The organism is Jiella avicenniae (genome assembly GCF_021390325.1).
GTDB lineage: Bacteria > Pseudomonadota > Alphaproteobacteria > Rhizobiales > Rhizobiaceae > Jiella > Jiella avicenniae.
The window spans coordinates 104,392-125,262 of sequence record NZ_JAJUWU010000023.1 but is presented as its reverse complement, the minus strand read 5'-3'; the positions used below and the strand labels follow the sequence as shown (position 1 = coordinate 125,262).

Sequence of the window (20,871 nt, the reverse complement as noted above, 5' to 3'; positions counted from 1 at the left end):
CGCGCCTGACCACAGGGTCCACAGGGCCAAACCAAAAACAGAAGCGGACATTTCGTGTGCTATCAAAAACGGACAACTTGAAACGCTAGCGACAGAGGGTGGAGGCGGCAAGGGCTTGCCGCCTCCGGAACTCCTGCAACCCACCGAACGTCCCGGCGCGCGTCCCGGCGCCGTATCCCGCGCCGCCGGGAGGAGCGACGACGGCCCTCAGCCGCCGAAGGCGACGTAGAGGAGGCAGGCGATCGCGAAGCCGATCACGCCGATCAACGTCTCCATCACCGTCCAGGTCTTCAGCGTCGTCTTGACGTCCATGTCCATGAAGCGGCCGACCAGCCAGAAGCCGGAATCGTTGACGTGGCTGAGCGCCAGCGATCCCGAGGCGAGCGCCACGACGATGGCGGCGAGGGGAAAGCCGGTGATCCCCTCGGCCTGGATCGCCGGCTGGATCAGTCCGGCGGAGGTGATCAGCGCCACGGTGGCCGAGCCCTGCGCCACCCTGAGGGCGAGCGCGATGACGAAGCCCGAGACGATCAGCGGCAGGCCGATGCCCGACAGCGTGTCGGCGAGCGCGTCGCCGATGCCGGTCGCCTTGAGGACGCCGCCGAACATGCCGCCGGCGCCGGTGATCAGGATGATCGCGCAGACCGGGGCGAGGGCGGAATCGAGCAGGCTCTCGACCCGCAGCTTGTCGAGGCCGCGGCGGATGCCGAGCACGTAGCTGGCGACGAGGACGGCGATGAGGAGGGCGATCGGCGTCGCGCAGATGGCGCGAAGGAACTTGAACCAGCCGGCGTCGCCGTCGAGCATGCCGGCGGCCCGGGCCGTGTCGAGGCCGGTGTTGACGAAGATGATGGCGAGCGGCAGCAGGAGGAGCAGGATGACCGTCGAGGGCTTCGGCGGCTCGGCCATGTCCTCTTCGCGTTCGCCGCCGGAGAGGAAGTCCGGCACCTTGAGGACGAATTTCGAGCCCGACCAGACGCCGTAGAGATAGCCGGCGAGGAACCAGGTCGGGATGGCGACGATCAGCCCGACGATGGTCAGGATGCCGATGTCGGCGCCGAGCAGTTCGGCGCTGGCGACGGGGCCGGGATGGGGCGGCACGAAGGCGTGCATGCAGGAAAACGCACCGGCGACCGGCAGGCCGTAGCGCAGGACGCCGCCGCCGAGCCGGCGCGCCACCGAAAAGACGATCGGCAGCATGACCACGAGGCCGGCGTCGAAGAAGATCGGGAAGCCGAAGATCAGCGCGGCGATGCCGAGGGCGAGCGGCGCCCGCTCTTCGCCGAATTTCGCGATCAGCGCGTCGGACAGCGTCTGGGCGCCGCCCGAGACCTCGACCAGCCGGCCGAGCATCGCCCCGAAGCCGACGAGCAGCGCCACCGAGGCGAGCGTCGAGCCGAAGCCCCTGGTGAGCACGTCGAGCACCGCGCCGGAGGGCAGGCCGGCGACGAAGGCGGTGATCAGGCTGACCACCACCAGCGCGATGAAGGCGTGGATCCGGAACTGGATGATGAGGACGAGGAGGAGCACGATGGCTCCGGCGGCGATCGCCAGGAGCGTCCCGGCGCCCAGCGTCTGTTGAAATCCCTCCGGCACGCGGCGTACTCCATTCGGGTTTGGGATCTGGCTTTGCGAACGACGTCGCCGGGCGGCGGCGGGCTGGGCTTCGTCAGGCGCCGAGGCCGAGCTTTGCGAGAATGGTGCGCACGACCTCGTCGGGCGGGGCAATGACCGGGACGGTGATGCCGTCCTCGTCGGGCTGGAGCGGCTGGAAGTCGGCGAACTGCGATTGCAGCAGCGACTTCGGCATGTAGTGGCCCTTGCGCTTGTCGAGCCGGGTGGAGACCAGATCGGGATCGGCCTCGAGCGCCACGCAGCGCACGCGGGCATCGGCCTGGCGCAGGACGTCGCGGTAGCTGCGCTTCAGGGCCGAGCAGGTCAGCACCGTCGAGGCGCCGTGCTTCGCTTCGCGGCTGATCCAGTCGCGGATCGACGCGAGCCAGGGCGCGCGGTCCTCGTCGTTCAGAGGAACGCCGTTGGTCATCTTCTCGATGTTGGCCTTGGGATGGAATTCGTCGGCTTCCGCAAAGGGCCAGCCGAGCCGGGCGGCGATCAACTCCGCCGTCGTCGATTTGCCGACGCCGGATGGTCCCATGATGACCAGGGCCGTCGGTTTCGCGGCATCGTCCATCGGCGTCTCCATCGCTCGCGGGTCGGCCTCCGGGCCGCTCTCAGTGGCGCTGAATATAAGAGCATGGTGCCGAATGGAAATGCAGTCCGGGCCCGAAGTTCGCGCGGCTCTCGCGGACTGTCCGTCTTGCCCGGCGGCGACGCGAAAACGCCGGCCAAGGGGCCGGCGTCGGGCTGGAATTCGGGGCATCGGCCGGGCCGCTGCGTGTGAGTCTCGGATGCCTCAGATCGAATGGCGCAGACCGGGGATCATGCGTTTCAGCGCCGGCGTGCGGAACCAGAAATGCTGGGCGAGAGCGCCGACGACGTGAAGGGCGATGATCGCCAGCAGCGGGTTCCACAGAAAGGCGTGATAGCCGGCGATGTCGTCGTTGCCGGTGAACCAGGCGACGAGCCCGAGGACCGGCATGAGCAGAAGCAGGGCGTAGAGAAGGACGTGGGTGACCTTGGCGAGGAGAACCGCCCATTGCGGCTCGTCGGCGCCATGGGCAGGGCGGCCGGCGACGAACCGGTCGACGAGGCGCAGCACCGCCGCGACGAGGACCAGCGTCCCGATGACGATGTGACTGTAGCCGAGGATGACGCCGGTCCGGTCGATCGCCTCGCCTTCGAGGGTCGCGTCCCAGAACTGGCTCATATATTCGCCCTCGATCCACTGAAAGAGGATGAGGACGACGATCGTCCAGTGGAGGAAGACGTTGAACCGGCTCCATGAGGTGCGATTGGGGGATGGGGGCATGGCTGGGCTTCCTCTGGCGTCGACGATGCCCCTGTTTGCTCCGCCCTCACTTCGGCGGCATTGCCGGTTCTATACGGTTGCGTAATCGCCGGGGCCCGAGGCGCGAGTTCGGCGTCCACGCCGGCGGGATCGGCTCAGCGCAGCGTGACCAGCCAGGCGCCGAGAGCGATGAGCGCGATGCCCGCCCAGTTCGCCGGCGTGAGCTTTTCGCCGAGAAAGACGACGCCGAAGACCGCGACGAGGACCACCGAGAGCTTGTCGATCGGCGCGACGCGGGCGGCGTCGCCGAGCTTCAGGGCGCGGAAGTAGCAGAGCCACGAGGCGCCCGTCGCGAAGCCGGACAAAGCGAGGAAGACGAGCGAGCGGCCGGGCAGCGAAGCCGGCGAGCGCCACTGCTTCGTGACGGCGACGATCGCCGCGAGGAGCGCCACGACGACGAGGGTGCGCAAGAGCGTCGCGAGGTCCGACGGGACGTCCGCCACGCCGACCTTGGCGAGGATCGCCGTCAAGGCGGCGAAGACGGCGGCGAGAAGCGCCCAGAACTGCCAGGCGCCGACGAGGGTCGCAGACATCGCTCGCCCTTCCGGTTTCCAATCCTTCCGCTTCATGCGGCTGGCGCGAGCGGCATGTCGGTTCGTATCCGCAGGCCCGGCCGGTTGTCGAGGGCGGTCGCCGTGCCTCCGTGCAGCTCTGCGATGGCGGCGACGAGGGAGAGGCCGAGACCGCTGCCGGGTGTCGTGCGGCTCTGGTCGAGACGATAGAGCCGGCGAAAGATCTTCGCCCGCTCGGCCTCGGGCACGCCCGGACCGTCGTCCGCGACGTCGAGATGAACGCGGTCTCCGGCGCGTCGGAGGGTAATCTCGATGCGACCGGGCGCGGGCACGTGATTGATGGCGTTCTCGATCAGATTGGCGAGAAGCTGGGTGAGAAGCTCCTCGTCGCCCTCGACGTCGACCCGGTCGAGGTCGCGGGCGACGAGGCGGTGGCCGGCATCCGCTGCGACTTCCTCGTAGACCTCGGCGGTCTTCTCGACGAGCGCCGCGAGGTCCACGGTGCGAAAGCGCGAGCGGCGGGTTCCGGCCTCGATCTGGGCGATCCGCAGGAGGGCGTGGAAGGTGGCGATGGCTGCGTCGCTCTCCTCGATCGCGGCGTCGATCGCCGCCTCGTATTCCCCGGCCGCGCGAGGTTTGCGGCGCACCGCGTCGAGCCGCTGGCGCAGCCGCGCCAGCGGCGTGCGCAGATCGTGGGCGATGTCGGTCGAGACCTGCCTGAGGCTCGACAGCAGCATCTCGATGCGCGCCAGCATGGCGTTGATGTCGGCGGCCAGCCGGTCGAGTTCGTCGCCGCGCCGCGAGACCGGCAGGCGAAGGTCGAACCGACCCTCGACGATCTGACGCGTCGTGAGGGCGATCGCGTCGACCCGGCGGGTGGGCCCCCGCGAGACCAGGAAACCGCCGATCAGGGCGAGCACGGCGGTGACGAGACCGCCGATCCACATGGCCGAGAGAATGATCTCCTGAGTCTCGTCGAGGATGTGGGAATTGCGCCCGAGCATCACCCGGTACGGGCCGATCGCTTCGCCCAGCGCGAGGAAGATCACCTCGTGGTCCTCGTTGTGGGCGGCGGCGGCGGCAAGATCCGGCGAGGCCGCGATCGCCCGGCGGCCCAGCCGGCCATCCTGCCAGCCGGGCTGCCAGAGATCGGCCGGGACGTTGCCGAAGAGCCTTTCGCCGGTGCCGTTCAGAACCAGGAAGAAGCGATCCTCGGAGGCCGCCTCGCCGAGTTCGCCGAAGTCTTCCCGAAGGCCCTCGTCGCCCCCCGCGGCATGGGCCCGCCGGAGGTGATCCATGTCTTCGGTGATCTGCGCGCGCAGGGTGCTCGCCAGTTCGTTCGAGGCGATCACGTAGGTCGTGCCGAGGATCCCCAGGACGGAGACGACGAAGAAGCCGGTATAGATCAGCGCGACGCGAAACGAGATCGAGCGCAGTTCTTCGGGCCAGATCATTCAGGCCGGCACGTTCAGCACGTAGCCCGAACCGCGGACGGTGCGGATCATCTCGCCGGCGAAGGGCTTGTCGACCTTCGAGCGCAGGCGGCTGACATGGGTCTCGACGACGTTGGTCTTCGGATCGAAGTGAAAATCCCACACCCGCTCGAGCAGCATCGTGCGGGTGAGGACCCGGCCGCGATTGCGCATCATGTATTCGAGGAGCCGGAACTCGCGCGGCTGCAGATCGATGTCCCGGCCTTCGCGCTTCACCGTGCGGGCGATGAGGTTCATCTCGAGATCGCCGACCTTGAGGACGGTCTCCTCGCGCCTCAGCGGCGAGCGTCGCGCCAGGGCGTTCAGCCGCGCCATCAGCTCGGAAAAGGCGAAGGGTTTCACCAGATAGTCGTCGGCGCCGGCCTCCAGCCCCTCGACCCGGTCGTCGAGGCCGGAGACCGAGGTCAGGAAGATCACCGGCGTGTCCCGGCCCGAGGAGCGCAAAGCCCGGACGATCGACAGGCCGTCGAGAGCCGGCAGCATCCGGTCGACGACGACGGCGTCGTAGTCGCGCGTACAGGCCAGTTCGAGGCCGATCGGCCCCGAAGCGGCGTGGTCGGGATCGTGACCCTCTTCCTTCAGGCCGATGACGACGTAGTCGGCGGTGGAGGCGTCGTCCTCGATGACGAGAACCTTCATTCGCTGGTCTCTCCCGCGGCGGGATCCTTCGACGCGTCCATCTGTTGCACGAAATCGTCGAAGGCTCGATCCATAGCGGCAGTTTCGCCGAGCAGCCAGGGAAAATGCCCGTAGGCGAAGGAGAGCTGGCCGCGGGCCACCTCGGCCGTCCGTCCGCCGATGGCATAGTCGTAGATCGCGCTGGCGAGCCCCGAGCGGTCGGCGCCGCCCATGCAGTGGATGAGCAGCGGCTTCGGTGCGGTCCGCATGGCGGCCTCGATCCGCCGCAGGGTGGCAAGGCTCGGCTCCTTGCGGGCCGAAATCCCGATGCTGATTTCCTTCACCCCGTTCTCGTCCGCGACCAGCAGCTCGTCGCGATACCATTGCTGGTCGGGGTTCACGCCCCTGAGGTTGATGATGGAGCGGATGTGCCTGTCGTCGATCAGGCGCTGCAGCGCGGCCGGGCCCAGCTGCCCCGAACGATAGACGCGATCGGGCTCGACGGTGTGCACGTTGCCGGTCGATCGCAGGTAGCCGGCATAGCCGAGCGGCGGCGCCGCGACGACCGCGAGGGCAAGGAGGGCGCGGCGGAGGATCTTGGGAAGGCGAAGCATCGGCACTGGCCCGGCAGGAGGATCGTCCTGACCGGGCTAGCGCCGCCGTCATTCGGGCAGATGGCCGTTTCTATACGGTTTCGTATTGTCCGGTCCGATCGCCCCCTCGGGCCGGGACCGGCGCAGCCTCGATCCGGCTCAGACGAAGGCGCCGTGGCAGTGCTTGAACTTCTTGCCCGAGCCGCAGGGGCAGGGCTCGTTGCGACCGACGCGGCCCCAGGTCTCGGGCGCGTTCGGATCGAGGGCCGAGCGGTCGGCCGGCTCGCCGAGGGCGCTGGTCGGATAATAGCCCGAGCCCATCTCGTCGTAGCCGGTGTCGGGATCGAGGTGATGCCCCTCGACCTCCGGCACTTCGGGCATCTCGCGGGCGTCCGGCTGCACCAGTTCGACCCGCATCAGCTGCCGGGTGGTGCGTTCGCGCAGGTTGCCGAGCATCGACTGGAAGAGTTCGAAGGCCTCCGACTTGTACTCGTTCAGCGGATCGCGCTGGGCATAGCCGCGGAAGCCGATGACCGAGCGCAGATGGTCGAGATTGACCAGATGCTCGCGCCACAGCCCGTCGAGGGTCTGCAGGACGATCGAGCGCTGGACGTAGGTCATCACCTCGGGGCCGAAACGCTCGGCCTTTTCTGCCACGGCCGCGTCGGCGGCGGCGGTGATGCGCTCGCGCACGTCGGCGTCGTCGATGCCTTCCTCGGCCGCCCATTCCGGGATCGGCAGGTCGAGATTGAGGACCTCGTCGACCTCGGCCTTGAGTTCGGCCGTCGACCACTGCTCGGGATAGGCCTTTTCGGGGATGTGCCGGGCGACCAGCGCCTCGATCGTCTCCTCGCGCATGTCGGCGACGGTGTCGTCGAGTTCCGCCGCATCCATCAGCTCGAGCCGCTGATCGAAGATGACGCGACGCTGGTCGTTCATCACGTCGTCGTATTTCAGCAGGTTCTTGCGGATGTCGAAGTTGCGCGCCTCGACCTTCTTCTGGGCCCGCTCCAGCGCCTTGTTGATCCAGGGATGGACGATCGCCTCGTCCTCCTTGAGGCCGAGCTTGGTCAGCATCGAATCCATGCGCTCGGACCCGAAGATCCGCATGAGATCGTCCTGGAGCGACAGGTAGAATTTCGAGCGGCCGGGATCGCCCTGGCGGCCGGAGCGGCCGCGGAGCTGGTTGTCGATGCGCCGCGATTCGTGCCGCTCGGTCGCCAGCACGTAGAGGCCGCCGGCTTCGAGCGCGACGGCCTTGAGACGCTTGATGTCGGCCTTGATCGCCTCTTCCTTGGCCGTTCGCTCCGGCCCTTCCGGAATGTCGGCGAGTTCGCGCTCGATCCGCATGTCGGCATTGCCGCCGAGCTGGATGTCGGTGCCGCGGCCGGCCATGTTGGTGGCGATGGTGACGGCGCCGGGAACGCCGGCCTGGGAGACGATGTAGGCTTCCTGCTCGTGATAGCGGGCGTTCAGCACCTGGAAGTCCTTCAGGCCCTCGCGGCGCATCAGATCGGCGAGGAGTTCGGACTTCTCGATCGAGGTGGTGCCGACGAGGATCGGCTGGCCGCGCGAGGCGGCGTCCTTGATCTCGCGGACGATCGCCCGGAATTTCTCCTCGAAGGTCCGATAGACCTCGTCGTCCTCGTCGAGGCGCTGGATCGGCAGGTTGGTCGGGATCTCGATGACGTCGAGGCCGTAGATGTCGCCGAACTCGGCGGCTTCCGTCTGCGCCGTGCCGGTCATGCCGGACAGCTTCTTGTACATGCGGAAGTAGTTCTGGAAGGTGATCGAGGCGAAGGTCTGGTTTTCCGGCTGGACGGTGACGCCTTCCTTGGCCTCCAACGCCTGATGCAGCCCCTCCGAATAGCGCCGGCCGGGCATCATGCGGCCGGTGAACTCGTCGATCAGCACGATCTCGTCGCCGCGGACGATGTAGTCCTTGTCGCGCTGGAAGAGGGTGTGGGCCTTCAGCGCGTTGTTGACGTGATGGACGATCGCGACGTTCTCGATGTCGTAGAGCGAGGGGCCGTGGAGATGGCCGGCGGCCTCCAGCATGCGCTCGAGCTTTTCCGTGCCGTCCTCGGTGAAGGTGACGGTGCGCTGCTTCTCGTCGACCTCGTAGTCGTCCTTGGAGAGCTGCGGCATGAAGCCGTCGATGGTCTTGTAGAGGTCGGAGCGGTCGTCGAGCGGGCCGGAGATGATCAGCGGCGTGCGCGCCTCGTCGATGAGGATCGAGTCCACCTCGTCGACGATGGCGTAGTTGTGGCCGCGCTGGACCATCTGGCCGCGCTCGTACTTCATGTTGTCGCGCAGATAGTCGAAGCCGAGTTCGTTGTTCGTCGCGTAGGTGACGTCGCAGTGATAGGCGGCGCGGCGCTCTTCGTCCGAAAGGCCGTGGACGATGATGCCGGTGGTCAGGCCGAGGAAGCGGTAGACGCGGCCCATCCACTCGGCATCGCGCGAGGCGAGATAGTCGTTGACGGTGACGACGTGGACGCCCTTGCCCTCGAGGGCGTTGAGATAGACGGCGAGGGTGGCGACGAGGGTCTTGCCCTCGCCGGTCTTCATCTCGGCGATGGAGCCCTGGTTCAGCACCATGCCGCCGATCAGCTGCACGTCGAAGTGTCGCATGCCGAGGACGCGCTTGGCCGCCTCGCGCACCACGGCGAAGGCGGGGACGAGGAGATCGTCGAGCTTTCGGCCGCCGGCGAGTTCGGCCCGGAAGGCCTCCGTCTTGCCGCGCAGTTCCTCGTCGGAGAGCGCCGCCATCTCGTCTTCGAGGGCGGCGATCGCCTGGATGCGGGACTGGAAGCGCTTGACCACGCGATCGTTCGCCGATCCCAGCAACTTCCGGGCAAGCCCGCCAAAACTGACCATGAAGGGGTCCTTCCGAGTAATTCTCTTGAGAGGCGGCGGCACCGCTCGAACGCCGGCCGCGGCCGCCATCCCGTTCGATCCTGGCGATGTCGGGAGCCTGCAATCTCAGCGGAAGGCGGCTGGACTTTCAGTTGGCGCGAGAGATAAGAGGGGGAAAATCCGATGTCAACGTCGGCCATTGCCGGCGTGGCGGGTGGCGGCCGGCCGAGGGCCCGAAGAGTGCGGCATGCCGAAGGCCGGTTCGATCCGTTTCATCTCGTGTCCCTGGAAGGAACGCTCCCGATGGTAAGACAACTCGCCGCCCTTTTGTCGGCAGGCGTGATCATGATCGCCGCCGGTCAGGTCGCCTCGGCAGCCGATGCCGACGTGATCGCCACGATCGGCAAGGACAAGGTCACCGAGGCCGAGCTGAAAGCCGCCGAGGCCGAACTCGGCCCGCAGTTCCAGTCGATGCCGGAAGAGCGGCGGCGCTTTGCCGTTCTCTCGGCGCTGATCGACATCAAGGCGCTCGCAGCCGAGGCCGCGAAGGCCAAGCTCGGCGACGACCCGGCCGTTGCGGCGCAGCTCCAGTTCGACCGCGACCGCACGCTGCACAATGCCTATTTCGCCAAAAACGGCGTCGCCAACGTGTCCGAAGACGAGCTGAAGGCGCGCTACGAGAAGGAAATCGCCGCGATGGCGCCGCGCAAGGAGGTGCATGCGCGGCACATCCTCCTGAAGACCAAGGAGGAGGCCGAAGCGGTCGTCAAGGAACTCGAGGGCGGCGCCGATTTCGAGACGGTCGCCAAGGAGAAGTCCACCGGCCCATCTGGCCCCGACGGCGGCGACCTCGGCTTCTTCGGTCAGGGCCAGATGGTGCCGGCCTTCGAGAAGGCCGCCTTCGCGCTGAAGCCCGGCGAATACACCAAGGAGCCGGTCGAGACGCAGTTCGGCTGGCACGTGATCGAGGTCGAGGAGACCCGCGACGCGCCGGCGCCGGAGTTCGACCAGGTCAAGGACCAGCTGCGCCAGCTCGTGCTGCGCGAGAAGTACATGGCGATGGTCGGCAAGGCCCGTCAGGAACTCGGCGTCGACTATGTCGATCCGAAGATGAAGGCGCAGGTCGACGCGATCGAGAAGGAGATCGAGGGCGGCGAGCCGGCGGCCGGCGGCACCGGCTCGGCGAACTGACCCGGCCGGGGGGACGGACCTTCACCCGTCCCCGCCCGACCCTTTGGGACCCGCGCTCCGGCTGCCCCCGTCGGCGGCCCGGCGCCAGCAGCCTTCGTGCCCGTTCTCAGGAAGCCTCGCGATGACCCATACCGTCTCCCCGCTCGCACCGAAGGCCTTTGCCGTCCTGCCGGCGATCCCCGGCCTGCGCATCGCCACCGCCGAGGCCGGCATCAAATACAAGAACCGCACCGACCTCCTGATGATGGTGTTCGACCGGCCGGCGAGCGTCGCCGGCGTGTTCACCCGGTCGAAATGCCCCTCCGCCCCGGTCGATCTCTGCCGGGCGAACCTTGCCGGCGGCACGGCCCGGGCCCTCGTCGTCAATTCCGGCAACGCCAACGCCTTCACCGGCAAGCGCGGGCGCGAGTCGACCAGGGCGACGGCCGAAGCGGCGGCGGGGGCCGCCGGCTGCGCGCCGTCCGAAGTGTTTCTCGCCTCGACCGGCGTCATCGGCGAGCCGCTCGATGCCGGCCGCTTCGCTCATCTCCTGTCGGGCCTTGCCGGCGCGGCCGAGGAAGACCGCTGGCGCGCGGCGGCCGAGGCGATCATGACGACCGACACCTATCCCAAGGTGGCGACCGCGACGGCGGCGATCGACGGCGTCGCGGTGACGATCAACGGCATCGCCAAGGGTGCCGGGATGATCGCGCCGGACATGGCGACGATGCTGTCCTTCCTCGCCACCGACGCGCCGATCGCAGCGCCCGCTCTCCAGGCGATGCTGCGGGACGCCGTCGAGCCGAGCTTCAATTCCGTCACCGTCGACAGCGACACCTCCACCTCCGACACGCTTCTGTTCTTCGCCACCGGCGCTGCGCGCGACCGCGGCTGTCCGGAGATCTCCGACTCGGCCGATCCGCGTCTTTCGGACTTCCGCGCGGCGCTCGGCGCACTTCTCCTCGATCTCGCCCGTCAGGTGGCGCGGGACGGCGAGGGCGCCCGCAAGGAGATCGTCGTCACCGTCGAGGGGGCGGCGAGCGATGCCGCGGCCAAAAGGATCGCCCTGTCGATCGCCAATTCGCCGCTGGTCAAGACGGCGGTCGCCGGCGAGGACGCCAATTGGGGCCGGGTGGTGATGGCCGTCGGCAAGGCCGGCGAGGAGGCCGACCGGGACCGCCTCGCGATCCATTTCGGCGAGGTGCGCGTCGCCGTCGATGGCGAGCGCGACCCGGACTATTCCGAACAGGCCGCCTCCGCCGTCATGCGGCGCGCCGAAATCCCCATCAGGGTGGAACTCGGGCTCGGAAACGGCCGCTGGACGGTCTATGGCTGCGACCTCACCAAGGAGTACGTCGCGATCAATGGCGATTACCGAAGCTGACAAGATGCGGCAGTTCGCGGTCGTCCGGCGCCTCGAGGCGGCGGGCTTCCGGGCCTGGCCGGCGACGCGGACCGCCTTCGACGGCACCTGGGCGGTGCGGCTGACCCGGTCGTTCCCGGCCAAGCGCCTGAACTCGATCAATCCGCTCGATCCCTCCGATACGACCGACATCCCCGAGCGCCTCGCCAGGGCGCGCAAGACCTTCGCCGAGGCGGGGCGGACGGTGATCGTGCGCCAGTCGCCGCTGGCGCCGCGCGAACTCGTCGACCATCTCGACGCCGAGGGCTGGCAGCGCTTCGGCGAATCGCTCGTCATGACGGCCGACATGGCGACGATCGACCTCGAAGGCTCGCACGAGCGGATCCCGATCCGCGACAGCAACCGCTACATCGAGGCGAGCCTCGCCGTCCACGGCCGGCCGACCTCGATGCGCTCGGGGCTCGCCGAGATCCTCGGCGCCATCCGCCCTCCCTGCGGCATGTTCGTCTGCGAGAGCGGCGAGGGCCGGCCGATCGCCGTGGCGCTGGCGATCCAGGACAACGACCTCTGCGGCCTGCTCGACGTCGCCGTCGCGCCGGACCACCAGCGCCGGGGGATCGGCCTCGACCTGGTGCGCACCGCCTTGCGCTTTTCCATGCACAAGGGCGCCAAGACCGGCTGGGTGCAGGTCGAGGCCGACAACGAGGCCGGCCTGGCGCTGTATGGACGGCTCGGCTTCAAGGAGGCCTATCGCTACGTCTACCGGGCGCCGCCGGGTGAGCGCCCGTGAGCGCCGAGGCGAGCGGTAAGGCTCCGGGCCGGCGGCTTCTCCTCGTCGTCGCCTGCGCGCTCCTCGACCCCGACGGACGCGTCCTCATCGCCCAGCGGCCGGAGGGCAAGGCGCTTGCCGGCCTCTGGGAGTTTCCGGGCGGCAAGGTGGAGCCGGGGGAGTCGCCCGAGGCGGCGCTGATCCGCGAGCTCGGCGAGGAACTCGGCGTCGTCACGAAGGAAGCCTGTCTCGCGCCGCTGACCTTCGCCAGCCATGCCTATGAGGAGTTTCACCTCGTGATGCCGCTCTTCGTCTGCCGGCGCTACGAGGGCATGCCGACCTCGCGCGAGGGGCAGGCGCTGAAATGGGTTCGGCCGAAGGCCTTGCGGGACTATCCGATGCCGCCGGCCGACGCGCCGCTGATCGCCCATCTGATCGACCTCGTCGAACCGGGCCGCTGAGGACATCGAGCCACCGCCCGGGCCTCGTCCGGCAGGGGGGCCGAGACGAACGGCCGGCGTCCCTCGCGACGAGGGCAACGGAAAATTTACCTTGGGGAAACCATCGGTTGCGATAGCCTTAACCCGCCGCCACCCGCTTAAGCAGTTGTTCAGGCTTCCTTGCCAGAGTCGCCGCGGTGATGGTCCTGAGGTGATGCGATGACCGTGGGTGAACGTCTTGAAGGGGCAGACGTCTATGACGGCGGTCTGCCGGATCGCCTGTCGCCGTCCTCCGGCTCGCTGGTCCTGCGGGCGAGCCTGCTTTTCGCCGGCGCCTTCATCGCGCTGGCGCTGATCGTCGTCCCCATCGCCGATCGCGGGACGGCGACGCGTTTTGCCGCGGGCGGCCCCGATCTCGACATGACGATCACCGGCTCGATCTCCTCCGCACCCCGCCGATATACCGTTCATCGCAGCGTCCTGCAGGCGCCGGGCAGCGGCCCCTGCATCCTGTTTGCCGACGGCAGCCGCCAGGGATCATGCTGATGGGCCCGCTCGTGGCAATGGCGCCTCGGGCGATGACGAGCTTCCGGCGCTTCGGCCGCAACGAGCACGGCGCGACGGCGATCGAATACGGCATCATCGGCGTCGTCATGGCGATCGGCATCCTCGCCGCCTTCCCGCTCCTCAAGGAGCCGCTGGAGACGCTTGCCACCACCATCGGCGATGCGATGGGCAAGTAGCGGCCTGCTCCGGCACCTCGCAGCCCTCGTTCGGTCACGTCTGCGGCGGTCGCGATCCTCGCCCGCCTCGAGACCTCAGGACAGGTCCGACGAGCGGTCCTTGAGCGCCGCCGCGAGGCTCGTCCTGGCGCTGCCCGGCCGCAGCGGCTTCTGCTGGCTTTCGTGCGGCGCCCATCCCGACAGATAGAGGACGTCGAAGCTGGCGCGGATCCGCCCGTCCGGATCGGCGTAGCGCTCGGCATAGATTTCGGCGGCGCGCAGGAAGAAGCGGCGGCTTGCCGGCCGGCGCGAGCGCTCGGCGAGGACGTTGGCGGCGCCCATGCCGCGAAGGTCCCTCGCCAGATCGAACAGCGTGTCGTAGCGCACCGTCAGCCGCTCGATGTCGGCGACCGGCAGTGCGAAGCCGGCGCGCTGCAGCAACGCTCCCGCCTCGCGCACCTCGGCGAAGGGAAGCACCCGCGGCGAGACGCCGCCGAAGACCTCGCTCTCCGCCTGGAGCAGCGACGCCCGCAATTCGTGCAGGGTCTCGCCGCCGAACAGCGCCGCGGTGAACAGCCCGTCCGGCCGCAGCGCCCGGCGGATCTGCGCCAGCATGCCCGGCACGTCGTTGACGAACTGCATCGACAGGCAGGAGGCGACGAGATCGACGCTTTCGGGCTTGAGCGGCAGGAATTCCTCGTCGCCGACGACGGCGAGCGGATCGCCGCCGAGGAGAAAGCCGAGACGCTCGATCCTGACGACGCTGTCGCAGCGCCCGCCGTCCCGCAGCCGCCGGGCCATCTGGCCGAACGTTCCGCCGAGATCGACGGCGACGGGAAAGCGCCGCTCGACGACGGCGAGCCGGTCGTAGAGCTCGTCGGCAGCGGCTTCGAGGAGGAACTCGACGCCCGGCTGGCGATTTTTCGCGAGCCAGCGTTGCCGTCGCCGATCGAGAAGCGCACGGTCGAAGGGGATCGGCTGGGGGGATTGTGACATGACGTTACGATTCGCTCGTCGCTGATACCGTCTTGACGGCGATAGCTGTCTGCAGGTGGAATGGCGTCAAGGCATGGAGGATGCGTGGCGACCGGTGGCCACGCCGGGCGGCGGCGAAAAGCGGCCGCCGTGCCAGTGGATCGAAGACGATGCACCTTTTCAAGCGCGGAAGGGCCGCGATCGGCAACTCCCTCGGGCGGCTGCTGTTTCCGGCGATCTGCGCCGGCTGCCAGAGCGCCGTGACGCGGGCGGGCAGCGTCTGCCCGGAATGCTGGACGAAGCTGCGCTTCATCGAGCGGCCCTATTGCGAGGTGCTCGGCCTGCCGTTCTCCTACGACCTCGGCCGGGGCTTCCTCTCCGCCGAGGCGATCGCCGAGCCGCCGCCCTTCGCAAGGCTGAGAGCCGCCGTCCTCTATCAGGACCTCGCGTCGCATCTGGTCACCGCCCTCAAATACGGCGACCGCACCGATCTCGTGCCGTTGATGGCCGGCTGGATGCGCCGGGCCGGGACCGAGCTCATCGCCGAGGCCGAGGTCGTCGTGCCGGTGCCGCTGCATGCCGGGCGGCTGTGGCGGCGGCGCTTCAACCAGTCGGCCGAACTCGGCCGGCACGTCGCCAAGCACTCCGGCGTCGCCTTCGCGCCGCTGGCGCTGAAACGGGTCAAGGCGACGCGCAGCCAGGTCGGGCTCGGCCACAAGCAGCGCCAGGAGAACGTCCGGGGGGCTTTCCGCGTCGCCGATCCCCGCCGTTTCGAGATCGAGGGGCGGCGGGTGCTCCTGATCGACGACGTCTATACGACCGGCGCGACGGCGGCGAGCGCGACGCGGGCCCTGAAGCGGGCCGGCGCGCTGGACGTCGACGTCCTGGTCTTCGCCCGGGTGGGGCCCGGCCTTGCCTCCGCACTTGCGAGCGGCACGGCCTGAGGCCATATCGTCCGGACGATTTCTCGATGATGGGACGGGTGATGGCCGAGGTGACGATCTACACGCGGCAGTTCTGCGGCTACTGCGCGCGGGCGAAACAGCTTCTCGAAACGAAGGGCGTCGCCTACGAGGAGAAGGACGCGACGTCCTCGCCGGATCTGCGCGCCGAGATGCGCCAGCGGGCGAACGGCGGCTCGACCTTTCCGCAGATCTTCGTCGGCGACACCCATGTGGGCGGCTGCGACGAACTCTACGCCCTCGATCGGGCCGGCAAGCTCGACCCGCTGCTGGCAGCCTGACCCCGGCGCCGGTAGGGCCGACGACGATTGGAGACGAGACCTTGACCATTGTGCGCGCCGCCGTCCTGCAGATGCGTTCGACCACGCGGCCGGATGAGAACGTCGCGGCGTTTTCGACACTCGTGGAAAAGGCCGTCGCGGCGGGGGCGGATTACGTCCAGTCGCCGGAAATGACCGGCATGGTCTGCCGCGACCGGGAGACGCTGATGGAACGGCTGCGGCCGGAGGCCGAGGATCCGCTTCTCGCCGAGGCGGCGCGGCTGGCGGCCCGCCACATGATCTTCGTCCATGTCGGCTCGACCGCGGTGCCGCTCGGTGACGGGCGCGTCGCGAACCGGGCCTTTCTCTTCGGCCCCGACGGCGAGGAGATGGCGACCTACGACAAGATCCACATGTTCGACGTCGACCTCGACAATGGCGAGAGCTGGCGGGAATCGCGCACCTATCGGCCGGGCGGGACGGCCACGGTGGTCGATGCGGAGTTCGAGAGCGGCCACGTCAAGCTCGGCTTCGCCGTCTGCTACGACATGCGCTTTCCTCATCTCTTCCGCGAGGAGGCGCTGGCCGGGGCCGAGATCCTCACCGCGCCGGCGGCCTTCACCCGCCAGACGGGCGAGGCGCACTGGCACGTGCTCTTGCGCGCCCGGGCGATCGAGAACGGCGCCTTCGTCGTCGCCGCGGCGCAGGGCGGCCTGCACGAGGACGGCCGCGAGACCTACGGCCATTCGCTGATCGTCGATCCCTGGGGCAGGGTGATCGCCGAGGTGGACGGCGACGAGCCGGGCTTCGCGCTTGCCGAGATCGACACCTCCGCCGTCGCCGCGGCCCGCGCCAAGATCCCCAATCTGCGCAACGCGCGGCCGTTCGTGGTGGGGGACCCACAGGGCGAAACGATTCGCGTCACCGGCGCGGTGGCGGCCGAATAATGATCCATTTCGCGTTGCGCTGCCGCCCCGTCGGCCACGACTTCGACGGCTGGTTCCGCTCCAACGACGATTTCGACCGGCAGGCCGCTGCCGGCCTCGTCGAATGCCCGGTCTGCGGGACGAGCGACGTCGCCAAGGCGCTGATGCGCCCGGCGATCGCGACGGGCGGCGCCGAGCGCCGCGCCGACGACGCGCGGGCACAGGCCGCGGCCGAAACGGCGGGAGAGGGCGGAGGCGGACCTTCCGCCGGTCCGGCCGCAACCGCTCCGACCGCGGCTCCACCCCCGCCGCAGACGCTCGCCAACCTGTCGGCCGCCCATCCGGAGGTGGCGAGGGCCTTCGCGGCCCTCCAGGAGATCTCGCGCAAGGTCCGGGCCGAGGCCGACTATGTCGGCACGAAATTCGCCGAGGAGGCGCGGCGCATCCATTACGGCGAGACCGAAGCCCGGCAGATCTACGGCGAGGCGTCGAGGAAGGACGTCGAGGGCCTGGAGGAGGAGGGCATCACCGCCCTCATGCTGATGCCGCTGCCGGAAGACGGGCAGTAGCGCCGGGTCGGCGATCCGGTTCGTCGGCGGGAGCGGCTCTTGGCAAGCCTTGCCGGACGGCAGGCGGACGCCGAAGGAGTTCCGTCGCCGTTCCGGCCTGAAGGCGTTGCCGTCCTCCGTTCGAACCCGGTGGCATCGAATTCCGGGAGGGGACGAGCGAGACCTGACAGGGCACGTTGGCGGGGCCTTGTGTTTGCGGAGCTTCCCGCTTAACACAGCCACCACTCCCAGGAGCTTCCGCCGTCGGTAGCGCCGGACGTCCTCTTCGAGGGTGCCCGCCGCAATCCTTCGGCGAAATCACCTGTCAGCCAGCTCCATTCGCGCGAGCGTCGGGAGCGGCAAGCAACCCCAGCTTCGAGAACGAGACATGAGCCACCAGCCGATCGACGACGCGGCGCTCGACCGCCTGTTTCGCGAGGCGCGCAGCCAGAACGGCTGGACCGACGAGACGGTGCCGGAAACGCTGATCCGCGCGACCTACGATCTTGCCCGCATGGGCCCGACCAGTGGCAATTCCTCGCCGGCGCGCTTCGTGTTCTTCCCCAAGGGCGAGGGGCGCGACAGGCTGCTGCCGCTGATTTCGGAGGGCAACCGGAAAAAGACGGCGGCCGCACCCTGGGTGGTGATCGTCGCCCACGACCTTGCGTTTTACGACAAGATGCCCGAGCTCTTTCCGCAGCGCCCGGCGATGTTCGACGGCTTGCGCGACAAGCCCGAGGCGGCCGAGACCCATGCGTTCCGGAACGGCACTCTTCAGGGCGCCTATCTCATGCTTGCGGCCCGGGCGCTCGGTCTCGACGTCGGGCCGATGTCCGGCATCGATCTGAAAGGGATCGACGAGGCCTTCTTCCTCGGCGATCCGGCCCGCAAGACCTGGCGAACCAACTGGGCCTGCAACATCGGCTACGGGGCTGGCGCGACATTCGACCGGCTGCCGCGGCTCGATTTCGAGGGCGCCTGCGTCATTCTGTAATCATCCGGCCCTCGTCGCTGTCCTCGGCGCCGCGGGCGTCGAGACGAAAGCAACGGGGGTTTTTCACCATGGCCCGCTCATCATCATCGGCACCGTCCCAGCGCATGCTGTCGGTCGGCGAGAAGGTCCGCCATGCGCTGACCGAGGTCTTCCAACGCGGCGAGATCCTCGATCCCCTCCTCGAAAGAGCCATGGTCTCGGTTTCCGAAGTGCGGATGTCGCCGGATCTGAAGATCGCGACGGCCTATGTCACCGTGCTCGGCCAGGAGGATACGGAGCCGTTCGTCGCAGCGCTGAACAGGAACGCCAAATTCATCCGCGGCCGCCTCGCCCCGGCGCTGAAGCAGATGAAATACATGCCGGAGGTGCGGTTCCGGACCGACACCTCCTTCGACAATTTCGCCCGCATCGACGCCATCCTGAAGTCGCCGGAGGTCCAGCGGGATCTCGATCACGACGAGGACGGCGAGGCGCCGGCCGAGGACACCGACGGAGACGAGAACTGATGGCGCGGCGCGGCAAGAAGCCCAAGGGACGGCCGGTGAACGGCTGGATCGTCCTCGACAAGCCGAAGGGCATGGGCTCGACCGATGCGGTGGGCAAGCTGAAGTGGCTGTACTTCGCCCAGAAGGCCGGCCATGCCGGCACGCTCGATCCGCTGGCCTCGGGCATGCTGCCGATCGCGCTGGGCGATGCGACCAAGACCGTGCCCTTCGTCATGGACGGTCGCAAGGCCTACCGCTTTTCCGTGCGCTGGGGCGCCGAGACGACGACCGACGATACCGAAGGCCCGGTGGTGAAGAGCTCCGACGAGCGGCCGACGCGGGACGCCATCGAGGCGCTGCTGCCGAACTATGTCGGCGAGATCACCCAGGTGCCGCCGGCCTTCTCGGCGATCAAGATTGCCGGCGAACGGGCCTACGACCTCGCCCGCGAGGGCGAGACCGTGGAGATCGCCGCCCGCACGGTGGAGGTGCTGCGGCTCGACATCGTCGATCAGCCGGACGCCGATACCACCGTCTTCGAGGCCGAATGCGGCAAGGGCACCTATGTGCGCGCCATCGCCCGCGATCTCGGCCGCGATCTCGGCTGCTACGGCCATGTGACGGACCTTCGCCGCACCTCGGTCGGGGCGTTTTCCGAGGACGACATGGTGCCGCTGGACGAGCTTCTGGCGGCGGCCGACGAGGGTCTCGAAGTGCTCGACGAAGAGGCGATCGCGGCCGGCGCCAAGCCCCGCGTCGTCGATTTCAAGCCGCTCGACGAATACATCATCGCCCCGGAAGCGGCACTCGCCGACCTCTACGAGGTGATGCTGACGGACGAGCAGGCGAGCCGGGTCCTTGCCGGCAATCCCGTCATCCTCCGGGGCCGCGACGCGCCGGTGTTCTGCGAGGAGGCCTTCGCCACCGGCCACGGCCGGCTGATCGCGCTCGGCGCCATCGAGGAAGGCGCCTTCAAGCCGAAGCGCGTGTTCGGCGGCAAGGGCTGATCGCGCCGCATCGCCGCGGCCCGTTGCGGCATCGGGAACGTCTTCGCGCCTTCTTCCTTTCCAACCTCGGGTGCTCGTCGCCCGGGGCCGAAGGAACGGGCGAAGGGCGCCGATGATCGATCTGACCGGGCACAGGAAACGCAAGCGCAAGCGGGCGGAGAAGACCAAGCGTTCCGCCGTCGGCGCGCCGCCCGGGCAGCTCGTCGCCGATCCCGAGGCGATGCGTTCGCGGCTGACCGCCGTCGGCCTCGGCGGCGGCGGGGCCGAGCGGCTCGAGGGCTGCACGCTGGATGAGGCGCTGGCGCTGCGCAAGAGGTGCGCCAAGCTCTGGCTCGACTGCACCGGGCTTGCGGACGTCGATCTCGTCCGCCGCATCGGCGAGGCCTTCGGCCTCCATCCGCTGACGCTCGAGGACGTCGTCAACACCGACCAGCGGCCGAAATGCGAGGCCTACGAGGACTACGCCTTCGTCGTCCTCAGGATGCTGGCGGGCGAGGGCAGCGAGCAGCTGTCGCTGTTCTTCGGCGAAGGCTTCGTCGTCACCTTCCAGGAGCGGCCGGGCGACGCCTTCGATCCGGTCCGCAATCGCATCGCCAAGGGCGCGCCGCGGCTCCATGCGGGTGGCGCCGACTATCTCGCCTATGCGCTGATCGACGCGGTGGTCGACGCCTATTTCCCCGTCGTCGATCAGCACGGCACCCGGCTCGACGGGATCGAGGACGCGATCTTCGAGGACGTCGACGCCGTCCAGGTGCCGGAGCTCCACGCCATGCGCCGCGAACTCTTCACCATGCGCCGCTATCTCAGGCCGAGCCGCGACGGGCTCGGCGTGATCCTCCGGCTGGAGCGGCCGTTCCTCGCGGAGGAGACGAAGCTCTATTTCGCCGACGTGCAGGACCACTGCGACCAGCTCGTCGACCTCAACGACACCTATCGCGAGACGGCGGCCGGGCTGATCGACCTGCACATGACGCTGTCGGCGGCGAGGACCAACGAGGTGATCAATCTCCTCACCATCGTCTCGACCATCTTCATTCCGCTCGGCTTTCTCGCCGGCCTCTGGGGCATGAACTTCAATCCGGAGATCTCGGACTGGAACATGCCGCTCACCCAGTCGCCCTACGGCTATCCGATCGCGCTCGCGATCATGGCCGCCGTCGCAGGGGGGTTGCTCCTGTTCTTCCGCAAGAAGCGCTGGATCTGATGC

At 68.6% G+C, this 20,871-nt stretch carries 23 protein-coding genes; 14 read left to right on the top strand and 9 right to left on the bottom strand.

Going from position 1 to position 20,871, the window contains the following annotated elements; all coding sequences use genetic code 11:
- Positions 1-207: 207 nt before the first annotated feature.
- The 8 genes from LZD57_RS20400 to secA form a co-directional block, all read right to left on the bottom strand.
- Positions 208-1,596, bottom strand: a complete 1,389-nt coding sequence (locus LZD57_RS20400; protein WP_233721421.1) for a GntP family permease — start codon at positions 1,594-1,596, stop codon at positions 208-210.
- A gap of 73 nt (positions 1,597-1,669) precedes the next feature.
- Positions 1,670-2,191, bottom strand: a complete 522-nt coding sequence (locus tag LZD57_RS20395; RefSeq protein WP_233721420.1) for a gluconokinase — start codon at positions 2,189-2,191, stop codon at positions 1,670-1,672.
- A gap of 222 nt (positions 2,192-2,413) precedes the next feature.
- Positions 2,414-2,929 (bottom strand): cytochrome b, encoded by a 516-nt coding sequence (locus LZD57_RS20390; protein ID WP_233721419.1) that lies wholly within the window; start codon positions 2,927-2,929, stop codon positions 2,414-2,416.
- Between the two features lie 134 nt (positions 2,930-3,063).
- Positions 3,064-3,501 (bottom strand): EamA family transporter, encoded by a 438-nt coding sequence (locus LZD57_RS20385; RefSeq protein ID WP_233721418.1) that lies wholly within the window; start codon positions 3,499-3,501, stop codon positions 3,064-3,066.
- A 32-nt stretch (positions 3,502-3,533) separates the two neighbouring features.
- Entirely contained in the window at positions 3,534-4,934 is a 1,401-nt protein-coding gene (locus LZD57_RS20380) for a sensor histidine kinase (protein ID WP_233721417.1), read from the bottom strand.
- Positions 4,935-5,612 (bottom strand): response regulator transcription factor, encoded by a 678-nt coding sequence (locus tag LZD57_RS20375; protein ID WP_233721416.1) that lies wholly within the window; start codon positions 5,610-5,612, stop codon positions 4,935-4,937. It abuts the gene before it with no gap.
- Positions 5,609-6,205 (bottom strand): tyrosine-protein phosphatase, encoded by a 597-nt coding sequence (locus LZD57_RS20370; RefSeq protein ID WP_233721415.1) that lies wholly within the window; start codon positions 6,203-6,205, stop codon positions 5,609-5,611. The genes LZD57_RS20375 and LZD57_RS20370 overlap by 4 nt, the downstream gene beginning before the upstream one ends.
- A 138-nt stretch (positions 6,206-6,343) precedes the next feature.
- Positions 6,344-9,064 carry a preprotein translocase subunit SecA gene (gene secA, locus LZD57_RS20365; RefSeq protein ID WP_233721414.1) on the bottom strand — a complete coding sequence of 907 codons (2,721 nt, stop codon included), beginning with the start codon at positions 9,062-9,064 and terminating at the stop codon, positions 6,344-6,346.
- Positions 9,065-9,346: 282 nt separating this feature from the next.
- Between secA and LZD57_RS20360 the strand changes: the two genes are divergently transcribed.
- The 6 genes from LZD57_RS20360 (at position 9,347) to LZD57_RS20335 (ending at position 13,528) form a co-directional block, all read left to right on the top strand.
- Positions 9,347-10,234, top strand: a complete 888-nt coding sequence (locus tag LZD57_RS20360) for a peptidylprolyl isomerase (protein WP_233721413.1) — start codon at positions 9,347-9,349, stop codon at positions 10,232-10,234.
- Between the two features lie 121 nt (positions 10,235-10,355).
- Entirely contained in the window at positions 10,356-11,597 is a 1,242-nt protein-coding gene (argJ, locus tag LZD57_RS20355; protein ID WP_233721412.1) for a bifunctional glutamate N-acetyltransferase/amino-acid acetyltransferase ArgJ, read from the top strand.
- Positions 11,578-12,366, top strand: a complete 789-nt coding sequence (locus LZD57_RS20350; protein ID WP_233721411.1) for a GNAT family N-acetyltransferase — start codon at positions 11,578-11,580, stop codon at positions 12,364-12,366. The genes argJ and LZD57_RS20350 overlap by 20 nt, the downstream gene beginning before the upstream one ends.
- Entirely contained in the window at positions 12,363-12,806 is a 444-nt protein-coding gene (locus LZD57_RS20345; protein WP_338034725.1) for a (deoxy)nucleoside triphosphate pyrophosphohydrolase, read from the top strand. Before LZD57_RS20350 ends, LZD57_RS20345 begins: the two co-directional genes overlap by 4 nt.
- A 198-nt stretch (positions 12,807-13,004) precedes the next feature.
- Positions 13,005-13,331 carry a hypothetical protein gene (locus LZD57_RS20340; protein WP_233721410.1) on the top strand — a complete coding sequence of 109 codons (327 nt, stop codon included), beginning with the start codon at positions 13,005-13,007 and terminating at the stop codon, positions 13,329-13,331.
- Positions 13,331-13,528 carry a Flp family type IVb pilin gene (locus tag LZD57_RS20335; RefSeq protein WP_233721409.1) on the top strand — a complete coding sequence of 66 codons (198 nt, stop codon included), beginning with the start codon at positions 13,331-13,333 and terminating at the stop codon, positions 13,526-13,528. Before LZD57_RS20340 ends, LZD57_RS20335 begins: the two co-directional genes overlap by 1 nt.
- Before the next feature lie 75 nt (positions 13,529-13,603).
- Here the strand turns inward: LZD57_RS20335 and LZD57_RS20330 are convergent, their stop codons facing one another.
- Entirely contained in the window at positions 13,604-14,503 is a 900-nt protein-coding gene (locus tag LZD57_RS20330; protein WP_233721408.1) for a class I SAM-dependent methyltransferase, read from the bottom strand.
- Between the two features lie 149 nt (positions 14,504-14,652).
- Between LZD57_RS20330 and LZD57_RS20325 the strand changes: the two genes are divergently transcribed.
- The 8 genes from LZD57_RS20325 to corA all read left to right on the top strand — a co-directional run bounded on the left by LZD57_RS20325 (position 14,653) and on the right by corA (position 20,868).
- Complete coding sequence (locus LZD57_RS20325) at positions 14,653-15,426, top strand: ComF family protein (RefSeq protein ID WP_233721407.1); 774 nt, start codon at positions 14,653-14,655, stop codon at positions 15,424-15,426.
- Between the two features lie 41 nt (positions 15,427-15,467).
- Positions 15,468-15,725: a glutaredoxin 3 gene (grxC, locus tag LZD57_RS20320; RefSeq protein WP_233721427.1), complete on the top strand. Its 258-nt coding sequence runs from the start codon at positions 15,468-15,470 to the stop codon at positions 15,723-15,725.
- A gap of 41 nt (positions 15,726-15,766) precedes the next feature.
- Complete coding sequence (locus tag LZD57_RS20315; protein WP_233721406.1) at positions 15,767-16,651, top strand: carbon-nitrogen hydrolase family protein; 885 nt, start codon at positions 15,767-15,769, stop codon at positions 16,649-16,651.
- Complete coding sequence (locus LZD57_RS20310) at positions 16,651-17,199, top strand: DUF1178 family protein (RefSeq protein ID WP_233721405.1); 549 nt, start codon at positions 16,651-16,653, stop codon at positions 17,197-17,199. Before LZD57_RS20315 ends, LZD57_RS20310 begins: the two co-directional genes overlap by 1 nt.
- A 367-nt stretch (positions 17,200-17,566) precedes the next feature.
- Positions 17,567-18,172 (top strand): malonic semialdehyde reductase, encoded by a 606-nt coding sequence (locus LZD57_RS20305; RefSeq protein WP_233721404.1) that lies wholly within the window; start codon positions 17,567-17,569, stop codon positions 18,170-18,172.
- Between the two features lie 68 nt (positions 18,173-18,240).
- Positions 18,241-18,678, top strand: a complete 438-nt coding sequence (gene rbfA / locus LZD57_RS20300) for a 30S ribosome-binding factor RbfA (protein WP_233721403.1) — start codon at positions 18,241-18,243, stop codon at positions 18,676-18,678.
- Positions 18,678-19,664: a tRNA pseudouridine(55) synthase TruB gene (truB, locus tag LZD57_RS20295; RefSeq protein ID WP_233721402.1), complete on the top strand. Its 987-nt coding sequence runs from the start codon at positions 18,678-18,680 to the stop codon at positions 19,662-19,664. Before rbfA ends, truB begins: the two co-directional genes overlap by 1 nt.
- A 112-nt stretch (positions 19,665-19,776) precedes the next feature.
- Positions 19,777-20,868 carry a magnesium/cobalt transporter CorA gene (gene corA / locus LZD57_RS20290; protein WP_233721401.1) on the top strand — a complete coding sequence of 364 codons (1,092 nt, stop codon included), beginning with the start codon at positions 19,777-19,779 and terminating at the stop codon, positions 20,866-20,868.
- Positions 20,869-20,871 lie beyond the last annotated feature (3 nt).